Annotated in this window: 10 protein-coding genes; 7 read left to right on the top strand and 3 right to left on the bottom strand. The window is 72.1% G+C overall.

The genetic code is table 11. The annotated features are described in order from the left end of the window. Positions 1-760: 760 nt before the first annotated feature. Positions 761-2482 (bottom strand): glycoside hydrolase family 3 protein, encoded by a 1722-nt coding sequence (locus HH310_RS16025; protein WP_169176328.1) that lies wholly within the window; start codon positions 2480-2482, stop codon positions 761-763. 168 nt (positions 2483-2650) lie between these two features. On the opposite strand from HH310_RS16025, the gene HH310_RS16020 reads away from it, so the two are divergent. The 3 genes from HH310_RS16020 to HH310_RS16010 are packed head-to-tail and all read left to right on the top strand — an operon-like array spanning position 2651 to position 5578. Further along, positions 2651-3841 (top strand): ROK family transcriptional regulator, encoded by a 1191-nt coding sequence (locus HH310_RS16020; RefSeq protein WP_169176327.1) that lies wholly within the window; start codon positions 2651-2653, stop codon positions 3839-3841. 27 nt (positions 3842-3868) lie between these two features. Next, on the top strand, positions 3869-4684 hold the full coding sequence (locus HH310_RS16015; RefSeq protein WP_312034111.1) for an ABC transporter ATP-binding protein: 816 nt from the start codon (positions 3869-3871) through the stop codon (positions 4682-4684). Continuing rightward, positions 4685-5578, top strand: a complete 894-nt coding sequence (locus HH310_RS16010; protein WP_169176325.1) for a ribokinase — start codon at positions 4685-4687, stop codon at positions 5576-5578. On the opposite strand, the gene HH310_RS16005 is transcribed toward HH310_RS16010, so the two are convergent. Beyond that, positions 5575-6021, bottom strand: coding sequence for a DUF6232 family protein (locus tag HH310_RS16005; protein WP_169176324.1), 447 nt, complete (start codon positions 6019-6021; stop codon positions 5575-5577). The genes HH310_RS16010 and HH310_RS16005 overlap by 4 nt on opposite strands. Positions 6022-6078: 57 nt before the next feature. On the opposite strand from HH310_RS16005, the gene HH310_RS16000 reads away from it, so the two are divergent. The 4 genes from HH310_RS16000 (at position 6079) to HH310_RS15985 (ending at position 10906) form a co-directional block, all read left to right on the top strand. Beyond that, a complete protein-coding gene (locus tag HH310_RS16000) occupies positions 6079-6852 on the top strand; it encodes an enoyl-CoA hydratase/isomerase family protein (RefSeq protein ID WP_169176323.1) in 774 nt (257 codons plus the stop codon). 39 nt (positions 6853-6891) lie between these two features. Then, the gene (locus tag HH310_RS15995) at positions 6892-7446 is read left to right on the top strand and encodes a hypothetical protein (protein ID WP_169176322.1); all 555 of its coding nucleotides are present in this window, start codon (positions 6892-6894) and stop codon (positions 7444-7446) included. Positions 7447-7556: 110 nt separating this feature from the next. Continuing rightward, positions 7557-9260, top strand: a complete 1704-nt coding sequence (locus HH310_RS15990) for an Hsp70 family protein (RefSeq protein ID WP_169176321.1) — start codon at positions 7557-7559, stop codon at positions 9258-9260. Positions 9261-9283: 23 nt separating this feature from the next. Further along, on the top strand, positions 9284-10906 hold the full coding sequence (locus HH310_RS15985) for an acetolactate synthase (protein WP_169176320.1): 1623 nt from the start codon (positions 9284-9286) through the stop codon (positions 10904-10906). A 3-nt stretch (positions 10907-10909) separates the two neighbouring features. Here the strand turns inward: HH310_RS15985 and HH310_RS15980 are convergent, their stop codons facing one another. After that, positions 10910-11248: a PLDc N-terminal domain-containing protein gene (locus HH310_RS15980; RefSeq protein ID WP_169176319.1), complete on the bottom strand. Its 339-nt coding sequence runs from the start codon at positions 11246-11248 to the stop codon at positions 10910-10912. Positions 11249-11277 lie beyond the last annotated feature (29 nt).

Genomic DNA, 11277 nt, shown 5'->3' with positions numbered 1-11277 from the left:
AGCCGAGTCGGTGGCTGTAGCGGGAGTTGGTGGCTGTAGCCGAGTCGGTGGCTGTAGCGGGAGTCGGTGGCCGTAGCCGAGTCAGCGATCTGATCGCCGTCCGTCCGCCAGCGCCCGCCACCCTCTCGCATATCCGACATTTCCTGGTATTTGTCGAATCGGGCTGGGCCGCTGGACAGGCGGGCTCGGCGCGCGGCCGCGCGGCGCTTCCATTCCGTGAGACGGGCGACCGCCTGCTGAGACCCGCGCCCGCATCATGGACCCACCGTCCGCAATGTGGGACCAGCGTCCATTGTAGAGAATACCTTTGTCACGTAACGAGGCTTTCGCCCGGCAGCTTTCTCCGGCCGAATGTGAACCTTGGAGAGTTATGGCTCGTATGTGGGCGCAACTCTCCAAGGTTCACAAAAATCCACGATGTGACCGCGGTGTCCACATAGCGGGACGCCCGGCGGCGAACGGATCACCACCGCGCCTCAGCTCTGGCACCACCGCGCCTCAGCTCTGGCGCCACCGCGCCTCAGCTCTGGCGCCACCGCGCCTCAGCTCTGGCGCCACCGCGCCACTGGAGCTGCACCGTGACGAGGTCACTTGCCGCCTACCGCCACGGTTAGGACTTACTCGTCTAGGCCGATTGGCAAGGCTCAGATCCCCACGCTGGGCGGGGTGGGTGAGGGGAGTTGGGCGGTGGGGGTGGTGTAGGTCGCCACGCTGGTTGGGTGGGTGTGGGGAGTTGGGGGTTCGAGCCGTGGGGTGTGGGCTAGCGGTCGGCCACCAGGCCTAGCGCCTCCGCGGCTGCGCGGGCGTTGGCGCGGCTGGCGCCGTGGGTGATGACGAAGGCCTGGGCGTTTGCCGGGCGCCATGACGACGGCCAGCCCATCTCGACGACGCCGACCGCGTGGGCTGCCGCCAACTGTTCGATCAAGGCGCGCGTCTCGGCGGACCGGTGCGTGTGCCGGCCCACCACCACGATCGGGCGGACGCCCGCGCGGGCGATCAGGTCGTCCGGGGACGCCGACGCGGCGACGACCTCCAGCTGCTCGGTGCCGTTCAGGTGCGGGGACAAGCCCCACGGCACCCGGCCCTCGGCGATCGAATAACCCGACACCAGCTGCACCACCAGCGGTGATCCCAGATCGGCCAGCGAGCCCTCGACCCGAACGGCGCGCCGAGCTGCCGCCAGACCTAGGTCGTCGTACCGGTCGGCGTCGCTGTGGGCGGTCGCTCGGCTGGGGTTGTCGTACCGGTCGGCGTCGCCGTGGGCGGTCGCTCGACTGGGGTTGTCGTACCGGTCGGCGTCGCCGTGGGTGGTCGCTCGACTGGGGTTGTCGTACCGGTCGGCGTCGCCGTGGGCGGTCGCTCGGCCGCGGTCGTCGGTGTGGTCGGTTTCGGTATGGGCGGTCGCTCGGCCCGGGGTTTCGGTGTGGTCGGCGTCGGTGTGGGCGGCCATCCGGCCCGGGGCGTCGTTGTCGCCGGCGAGGGGGGACGCGGCCCACGCGGCCATCTTCTCGTTGCGGGCCACGGCGTCGGTGAGGCGCTCGAAAGGCAGGCGGCCGTCCTCGACGGCGCGGACGATCTCGGCGGCGACCGACTCGGTCAGGTCCTCGTCGACCTGCGCGCCGATGCACAGCAGGTCGGCGCCGGCGGCCAACGCGCGTACGGCTGCTTGGGGAATTCCGCCCGCGGCCGCAGCCGCGCCCGTCATCTCGAGGGCGTCCGTGATGATCGCCCCCTGGAACCCGTATTCCTCGCGCAACAAATCGACCAGCGTCCGCCGGCTGAAGGTGGCCGGATCGGTGCCCGTCAAGGCCGGCACCCGGATGTGCGCCGTCATGATCGCCTGCGTGCCGGCGGCCGCGGCGGCGGCGAACGGCGGCAGGTCGCGTGACCGCAACAGGTCCAGCGACGCGTCGACCACCGGCAGCGCCAGGTGCGAGTCGGTGACCGTGGCCCCGTGACCGGGGAAGTGCTTGGCGCACGCGGCCACCCCGGCCGACTGCAGTCCGGCGACCGCCGCGGCGGCGTGCCGGGCCACCAGCGACGTCGAGGCGCCGAACGAGCGCGTCCCGATCACCGGGTTGTCGTCCGCCGTGTTGACGTCGACGGTCGGTGCCAGGTCGAGATTGACGCCGGCCGCGGCCAGGTCCGCTCCGATCGCCGCGTAGACCGCACGGGTGACCTCGACGTCGTCGACCGCGCCGAGAGCGGCGTTGCCGGGATACGGGCTGCCGGTGCGGTGCGCGAGACGGGTGACGTCGCCGCCCTCCTCGTCGATCGCGATCAGCACGTCCGGGCGGCCGGAACGCAGCGCCGCGGTGAGCCGGCCGACCTGCGCGGCGTCGAGGACGTTGTAACCGAACAGGGTGTGGCCGGCCAGGCCCTCGCTGAGCAGGCGCACCGCCCACTCGGGCGCGGTGTGGCCGGGGAACGCGGCGAGCAGGGTGCCCAGCGCGAGACGACGGAGTGTGGGGGTGTCGTTCAACTGAAGGTGCCTTCCGGTGACGCGGCGCGGCCCGCAAGCTGCCATGATCGCTCAGGGTCGATCGGCGGCGCTGCGCTCGGCGACGGTGCCGACCGTTACGCTGCGGCTACATAATCAAGCGCCTGTAACCTTATAGGAAACAATCCTAATTACTAAAGGACTGCTGCCATGGCCGCCTCCCGCCTTCCGGGCACACCCCGGCTGCTGCGCGCGCTCAACGATCGCGCCGCGCTGGAACTGCTGCTCGAGCGAGGCCCGCTGACCCGGGCGCAACTCGGTGAGATGACCGGGCTGAGCAAGGTCACCGCGTCCCAGCTGGTCGAGCGGTTAGAGCAGCGCGGCCTGGTCCGGCGGGTCGGTGAGCAGGCCGGCGGTCGCGGTCCGAACGCCCAGCTCTACTCGGTCACTCCCGGTAGTGCTCACGTCATCGGCGTCGACGTCGGCCCGGAGCGGGTGGTTGCCGCGTGTGCCGACATCACCGGGGCCCTGATCTCCCGGGTCGAGCAGTCCACCCGGGACACCGACGACCCGGTCGGCGTCGTGCACACCGCGGTGGTCCAGGCGGCGTCCGAGGCCGGCGCCGACATGAGCTCGGTACGCCGCGTCGTGCTCGGCACCCCCGGCCTGGTGGACCCGGAGTCGGGGGAGATCTCCTTCGCCTGGGACCTGCCGCGCTGGCATCGGGGCCTGCTCGACGACCTGCGCCGCGACCTGAGCACCCCGGTGGTCTTCGGCAACGACGTGAACATGGCCGCGGTCGCCGAGTCGAGCAGCGGCGCGGCCCAGGGCGTCACCGACTTCGTGCTGATCTGGATCGGCCGGGGCGTCGGCCTGGCCAGCGTCATCAACGGCCGCCTGCACCAGGGGTCGACCGGCGCGGCCGGCGAGATCGGGTACCTCCCGGTGGCCGGCGCCGAGGTGCCCCGGCATTCCGGCCGGCGCGCCAGCAAGGGCGGCGTGCGCGGCGCCTTCCAGAGCATCGCGGGCGCCGACGCGGTCAAGGCCATCGGCAAGAAGTACGGCTTCCGCGGGAACGAGGCGGCCGACGTCGTCCGGTCCGCCGTCGACGCGGGTGAGGCGGGCGAGCCCGTACTGGATGAATTGGCTTCTCGTCTGGCTCTGGGGGTGGCCGCCACGTGCGTGGTGCTGGACCCGCCGCTGGTGGTGCTCGCGGGTGAGGTGAGCCAGGCCGGCGGCCTCGCGCTGGCCGAGCGCGTGGAGCACGAGGTCGGTGCGATCACGCTGGTCAACCCCAAGGTGGTCGTCACCGGTGTGGCGGCCGAGCCGGTGCTGCACGGGGCGTTGCACACCGCACTCGACGCCGTACGGGATGAGGTCTTCGGGTCGACGACGGAGTAGCCGAGGCGTACGTGATTGGATAGTTGCGTGCTCGAGCCTGCCGTGACTCTGCCGCCCTCCGACGACACCGTGATCGCCTTCGACCGGATAAGTGTCATCCGGAGTGGAAATTTCCTGGTCCGAAGCATTTCGTGGCAGGTTGAGCTGGACGAGCGGTGGGTCGTGCTCGGCCCGAACGGCGCGGGTAAGACGACGTTACTCAACCTCGCCTCGGCCCGGTTGCACCCGTCGCGCGGCACCGCGTACGTGCTGGGCGAGCGCCTCGGCCGCACCGACGTGAACGAGCTGCGCACCCGGATCGGCCTGTCCACCGGCCAGTTCGGCGAGCGCATCCCGCCGGACGAGCGGGTGCTCGACGTGGTGGTCACGGCCGCGTGGTCGGTGGTCGGCCGCTGGCGCGAGAGCTACGACCCGCAGGACGAGGCGCGCGCCCGGCGCCTGCTGCACCAGCTGGGCATGGGCACGCTGATCGACCGGGCGTTCGGCACGCTGTCCGAGGGCGAGCGCAAGCGCACGCTGATCGCCCGCGCGCTGATGACCGACCCCGAGCTGATGCTGCTCGACGAGCCGACCGCCGGCCTCGACCTGGGCGGCCGCGAGGATCTGGTCGCCCGGCTGACCGAGCTCGCCCTCGACCCGGACTCGCCCGCGATGGTGCTGGTCACCCACCACGTCGAGGAGATCCCGCCCGGTTTCACCCACGGCATGCTGCTACGCGAGGGCACGATCGTGGCGGCCGGCCTGCTCGGCGAGGTGATGACCGCGGACAACCTCACCAAGACGTTCGGGTTGCCGCTGGTGGTCGACCGGTTCGGCGACCGGTACGCGGCGCGGGCGGCCTAGATGGCGCCGCGCATCGTGGTGGCGGGCAGCGCCAACATGGACCTGGTCGGCGTCGCGTCGCACCTGCCGCTGCCCGGCGAGACGGTGCTCGGCGACGACTTCATGATGGCGCCCGGCGGAAAGGGCGCGAACCAGGCGATCGCCGCCGCCCGCGCCGGTGGCCACGCCGTCTTCCTGGGCGCGATCGGCTCGGACGCGTTCGGGGTCACGCTCAACGCGCGCATCGGTGCGGCCGGTGTGGACACTTCGCACATCCGGACGAGCTATGGCGCCTCCGGCGTCGCGGTGATCATGGTGGACCGCGGCGGGGAGAATTCGATCCTGGTCGCGCCCGGCGCCAACGCCTCGTTCACCGACCTCACGAGCGTCGAGGAAGAGATCATCGCGGGCGGTGACGTGCTGCTCTGCCAGCAGGAGATCCCGGTGCGCACGGTGGTCGCGGCGGCGCGCGCGGCCCGGGCCGGCGGCACCCGCATGATCCTCAACGCGGCGCCCGCGCGAGCGCTGCCGGCCGAGCTGCTGGACAACGTGGACCTGCTGGTCGTCAACGAGGTGGAGGCGCAGGCGATCACCGGCGCCGCGGCCACCGACATGGCGGCGTTGCTCGCGCTGGTGCCGCGGGTGGTGCTGACCCTCGGCGCGGCCGGTTCCCGCTACGCGTCACGAGACGGCCAGGACGAACACGTGCCCGCCTTCGCGGTGGAGGCCGCCGACACGACGGCGGCCGGGGACGCCTTCACCGGGGCGCTCGCGGTGGCGTGGGGCGAGGGCCGCGATCTGATCGACGCGGTGCGCTGGGCGAACGCGGCGGGCGCGGCGTGCGCCCGGAAACTCGGCGCCTCCAACGCGTTGCCGACCCGCGACGAGATCGACGAGCTGTTCGGCGCGGCCTAGCCCAGGGCCCGCTGCAGGGCACGGTAGATGCGGCCGAAGCGGGCGCCGTCGCCGGTGCGTAACAGGAGAACGTCACCGTGGCGGGTGCGGGCCCAGATCTCCCGGGTGCGGCTGCCCCGGTCGTAGGAACGGTCCACCTGCTCGAGCAGGACGTCCGCCACCGGCAACGTCAGCAGACCCACCAGCACGCCCCCGCCGGCCAGCAGGATCGTCGTGCTGCGCGAGGCGTCGATCGCGAACGCCACCGCGATGCCGAGCGCGCCGATGACGACGGGCAGCAGGATCGCGAGGGCCAGCGCGCCGCGTCCCGCGATCGTTCGCCAGGAGCGGCGGCCGCGCGCGTGCCACACCTCGCGCAACTCGCCGAGGGGTAACTCGCGGCCGTTCATCCGTACACCGGACGACGTGACGACGACGTCGCGGTCCCGGTAGTAGGTGGTCATCACAAACTCCGTACCCGTCGTAGGCTGACCTGAACCGACATTCAGGAGGCGTGTTTCGTGGGCGAGTTCGTGAAGCTCGAGATCACCGGCGGCATCGGCACGATCCGGCTGGACCGGCCGCCGATGAACCCACTCAACACCCAGGTACAGGAAGAGCTTCGCACGGCCGCGCATTCCGCGACGGCCAACGACGAGGTCAAGGCCGTCATTGTGTACGGCGGGGAGAAAGTGTTCGCGGCGGGGGCGGACATCGGCGAGTTCACCGGTCAGACGTATCAGGACATGATCGTGCGGGCGGGCCGGTTGTCCGACTGTTTCGACGCGGTGGCCCGGATCCCCAAGCCGGTGGTCGCGGCCGTCACCGGGTACGCGCTGGGCGGTGGCTGCGAGTTGGCGCTGGCCTGCGACTGGCGGGTCGTGGCGGACGACGCGAAGCTGGGCCAGCCGGAGATCAAGCTGGGCCTGATCCCGGGGGCGGGCGGCACCCAGCGACTCGCCCGGCTGGTTGGGCCGGCCCGTGCCAAAGACCTGATCTTCTCGGGCCGGATGGTGGACGCGGCCGAGGCGTTACGCATCGGGCTGGCCGACCGGGTGGCGCCGGCGTCCGAGGTCTATGCGACGGCGGTGGAGATGGTGCAGGCGTACGTGACCGGTCCGTCGCTGGCCTTGCGGGCCGCCAAGCAGGCGATCGACTCGGGGTTGAACGTCGATCTGAGCACCGGGCTGGCGCTGGAGTCGCAGTTGTTCGCCGGGTTGTTCGCCACCGAGGACCGCGTCGAGGGCACGAGCGCGTTCGTGGAAAAGCGTAAACCCACGTTTACCGGGCGCTGATACTCGCTTCCATCGATCTGGTGCCATACAGTCCGACGGGTGGAACCGGTTCCGGTCACGCGCGAGGTGCGACGCACCGTGCGCGTGGCCGTGGCCCTGGTGGTCGGCCAGGCGTTGCTGTGCGCCCTGATCGGCTGGATGACGCTCGGGCCGTCGTCGGCGCCGTCGCGGCCCGCGTCCGTGCCGGTGGCCGGTCCGCCGATGCGCAAGCCGATGCCGACCGAGGAGAACCGGTTCGTGCTGCCGCCGGCCCCGCCCGCGCGTATCGCCGAGCCCGAGGCGCCTCGGTCGCCGACGCGGCAGCCGGCGGTCCGTCCACAGTCGTCGTCCCCGTCTCTTGTGGACGCGCCGATCCGCACGCCGGCCCCGGCGCCGCCGCCCGTATCCAGCCCGTCCGCATCCAGCCCGTCCCCGCCGTCCGGCCTCGCTCCACCCGCCCCCGCGGCCGGCTCCTCGTCGCCGCCGGCACCGTGCCCGGACTGTGGCTGGCGCCGGCCGCCCGGCGGGTGGTGTCCGGATTGCCGGTGGCGCGACCCGGCCGACCGGCCGTACTGCACCCGCTGCGCATGGCGCGACCCGGATATTCGCCGGTAATAACCCGATTATCCGGGTTTGCGCAGCCAGTGATTCGCTGTCCGCGCGAGGGCCGTGACAGTGTGCTCAGGAAGATCGTCCGCGTTACCCGACCCCCTAGACTCTGAGTCATGCCCATCGACCAAGGTGGGCCGAAGCGGCACGCCCTCGGCGTGGACTTCGGCACGTCGAACACCGTCGCGGTGGCGCGCTGGCCCGACGGGCGTGCGCGTCCGCTGCTGGTCGACGGCTCGCCGCTGCTGCCGTCCGCGGTCTACGCCGAGCCGGACGGCGCGCTGGTCGTCGGCCAGGACGCCGTGCACAGCTCGCGCCTCGACCCGGCCCGCTTCGAGCCCAACCCGAAGCGCCGCATCGACGACGGCCTGGTGCTGCTCGGTGAGCGCGAGCTGCCGGTCGAGGAGCTGATCGCCGGGGTGCTGGCCCGGGTCGCCGAGGAGTGGCGCCGCGCGGTCGGTCCGGTCGACGGCGACGTCACGCTGACCTGCCCGGCGACCTGGGGTGCCGCCCGCCGCACGCTGCTCGCCGACGCCGCCCGCCGGGCCGGGCTCGGCAACGCCCGCCTGGTGGCCGAGCCGGTGGCCGCCGCCACCTACTTCGCCGAGGTGCTGGGCCGCGACGTGCCGATCGGCTCGGTGGTCGTGGTGCACGACTTCGGCGCCGGCACGTTCGACGCGAGCGTGGTCGCCCGCACGTCGTCCGGCTTCGAGGTGATGGCGGTGGACGGCCGCGACGACATCGGCGGCCTGGACGTGGACGCCGCGATCATCGAGCACCTGCGCACCGACGAGTGGCAGCGCATCTTCGAGCCGTCCACGATCGAGGAACGCCGTGGCCAGCGTCAGCTGTGGGACGAGGCCCGGATCGCGAAGGAACGCCTGTCCCGCAACCAGACCGCCGATTTCGTGGTGCCGCTGCTGGGCACCGAGGTCCACCTGACCCGCGACGAGCTGGAACGCGTCGCCCGCCCGGTGCTCGACCAGACGATCCGGGTGACCAAGGGGCTGCTCGACTGGGCCGACCTGCCGCCCGGCCGCCTCGCCGGGGTGTTCCTGGTCGGCGGCGCCAGCCGCATCCCGCTGGTGGCCACGCTGCTGCATCGCGAGCTCGACGAAGCCCCCGTGGTGATCGAGCAGCCCGAGCTGGTGGTGGCCGAGGGCAGCATCCTGGCCGACGCCGCGCTGCTGGCGACGAGTCCGGCCGCGCCCGGCCCGACCGCGGAGCTGCGCCTGATCTCGGCCGGACGAGCGGAGACGGCCACCGTACGCGTCGCCGCCGTCCCGAAACAGATCGGTCTGACCGGGTTGCAGCCGCCGGTGGATCCGTGGCCGGACGCCGACCACGGATCCTGGGTACCGGATCCGCAGGCCACCGTCGCGACCACGCCCCCGGTGCTGGACCGTCCGGCGGCCGCGTACGGGCGGGCCACCAGCGCGCCACCGAAGCCGCCACCGGCCCGGCAGTCGCCGCAGCGCAGCCAGCCGGCGAAATCCGTCCCGCCGCTGCGTCCGCAGCCACCGAAGCAGCAGCGCTCCCCGCTCCCGCCGACGCGTTCGCAGCCCGTACCGGCAAGGCCGCACGCCGTACCGCAGAAGCCGGCAGTGAATTCGTCGCCGACGGCGACGCGGCGCCCGCCCAAACGCAAGCCGCGACGTGGCCGCTTCCTCCGCTTCCTGCAGTTCCTGCTGAGCCTGGCGGTGATGCTCGCGGTTCCGCTCGCCGCCCTGTTCCTGGCGTACGGCTACGGCAACGGCGACTCCCTTTCGCAGGACTGGGCGAACCTGGTAGATGACATACGCCAACTTCTAGGGATCTGACGGCCGGCGAGGGGACAGCACACATGGCAGAGGCGATCGAGGGGCACGGCGGCGACCTGGCGCTGGCCGCCCTGCGCGCGTTCGGCGTGACCGAGATGTTCACGCTCTCCGGCGGGCACGTCTTCCCGCTCTACGACGCCGCGCACAAGTCCGGCTTCCCGATCTACGACGTGCGGCACGAGCAGTCCGCCGTCTTCGCCGCCGAGGCCGTCGCCAAGCTGCAGCGTCGTCCGGGCCTGGCGGTCCTCACCGCCGGCCCCGGGGTGACCAACGGGATCTCGGGGATCACCAGCGCGTTCTTCAACGCCTCGCCGGTGGTCGTGCTGGGCGGCCGCGCGCCGCAGTTCCGCTGGGGCTCGGGCAGCCTGCAGGAGTTCGACCACGTGCCGCTGGTCGCGCCGATCACCAAGTACGCGGCGACCGTCGCCGACACCGACTCGATCCCGGGCACGCTCACCGCCGCACTGACGTCGGCGCTGACCGCGCATCGCGGCCCGGTCTTCCTGGACCTGCCGCTGGAGGTCGTCTTCTCCAGCGGCGAGGCGGCCGCGCCCGGCGAGCCCGCGATTCCGGTTCTGGAGGCCGACCCGGACGAGGTCGCCCGGGCGGCCGCGTTACTGGCCGGTGCGCAACGACCGGTGATCATCGCGGGTTCCGACGTGTGGGGCGGCGACGCGGTCGCCGAGCTGCGCGCCGCGGCCGAGGCGTTACAGGTTCCCGTTTTCACCAACGGCATGGGTCGCGGCTCGCTGCCGCCGGCGCACCCGCTCGCGTTCGCCAAGGCGCGGCGCCCGGCGCTCAACGAGGCCGACGTGGTCTGCGTGATCGGGACGCCGCTGGACTTCCGGCTCGGCTTCGGCGAGTTCGGCGCCGCCCAGGTCATCCACATCGTGGACGCGCCGGCGCAGCGGGCGTCCCATGTGGAGGTTGCCGTCTCGCCCGCCGGCGACCTGCGCCGCATCCTGGCGGCCATCGCGGACTATGCGGGCGACCGGGCCGGCCACGGCGAGTGGATCGACGGCTTACGTACCGCCGAGGACGCGGGCAAGGCCCGGGACGCCGAGGCGATGGCCGCCGAGACCGAGCTGATCAAGCCGGCCCGGGTGTACGGCGAACTGCGCAAGGTGCTCGCCGAGGACGCGGTCACGATCGGCGACGGCGGCGACTTCGTGTCCTACGCCGGGCGCTACCTGGAACCGGCCCGCCCCGGCACGTGGCTGGACCCGGGCCCGTACGGCTGTCTCGGCACCGGCATGGGTTATGCGATGGGCGCCCGGGTGACGTACCCGGACCGGCAGATCTGTGTGCTGCTCGGCGACGGCGCGGCCGGTTTCTCGCTGATGGACGCCGAGTCGCTGGCCCGCCAGCAGCTGCCGGTCGTGATGGTGGTCGGCAACAACGGCATCTGGGGGCTGGAGAAGCACCCGATGCGGGCCATGTACGGCTACGACGTGGCCGCCGACCTGCAGCCCGGGCTGCGCTACGACGAGGTCGTCGCGGCACTGGGCGGGGCGGGCGAGACCGTGGAGAAGGCGTCCGAACTTGGTCCGGCTCTGGAACGCGCTTTCGCCGCGGGCGTGCCCTATCTGGTCAACGTGCTGACGGATCCGGCCGACGCGTACCCTCGCTCGTCGAACCTGGCCTGACCCTCAGTCGTCGTCGCGATTGCGAAGCTCTTTCTCGTACTGGGCGAGCATCTCGCGATCGCGGCGGGTCTGCTCCGAATCGACGGATCGCAGGAATTCCGGGTCGTCGTCCGGCGAGCTCGGACGCGGCCGGCGACGGCGGGCGAGACCCTCGGCCGGCACCGAGAGCGGGCGGCCCCACACGAAGTACGCGACGGAGCCCAGCAACGGGATCAGCACGATGAGGAGCACCCAGACGGCGCGCGGGGCATTGCGGACGCGGTCGGCCGACAAAGAGCTGATCAGTCCGAGCACGAAAAGCACCAGCTGCACGGCAGCCAGGAAGATGAACAACCGGACCATATGGCAATGATGACGCGCGTTCCTGATAA

This window comes from Actinoplanes sp. TBRC 11911, assembly GCF_012933445.1.
Lineage (GTDB): Bacteria > Actinomycetota > Actinomycetes > Mycobacteriales > Micromonosporaceae > Actinoplanes.
The sequence above is the reverse complement of the archived record's forward strand: the minus strand, read 5'-3'. Positions and strand labels throughout refer to the sequence as shown.

What these genes read in the sequence shown, in the direction of transcription:
- HH310_RS16020 (WP_169176327.1), top strand. Translation starts at nt 2,651, where the DNA reads ATGGCCGCCTCCCGCCTTCCGGGCACACCCCGGCTGCTGCGCGCGCTC.
- HH310_RS16010 (WP_169176325.1), top strand. Translation starts at nt 4,685, where the DNA reads ATGGCGCCGCGCATCGTGGTGGCGGGCAGCGCCAACATGGACCTGGTC.
- HH310_RS16005 (WP_169176324.1), bottom strand. Translation starts at nt 6,021, where the DNA reads ATGACCACCTACTACCGGGACCGCGACGTCGTCGTCACGTCGTCCGGT.
- HH310_RS15990 (WP_169176321.1), top strand. Translation starts at nt 7,557, where the DNA reads ATGCCCATCGACCAAGGTGGGCCGAAGCGGCACGCCCTCGGCGTGGAC.
- HH310_RS15985 (WP_169176320.1), top strand. Translation starts at nt 9,284, where the DNA reads ATGGCAGAGGCGATCGAGGGGCACGGCGGCGACCTGGCGCTGGCCGCC.
- HH310_RS15980 (WP_169176319.1), bottom strand. Translation starts at nt 11,248, where the DNA reads ATGGTCCGGTTGTTCATCTTCCTGGCTGCCGTGCAGCTGGTGCTTTTC.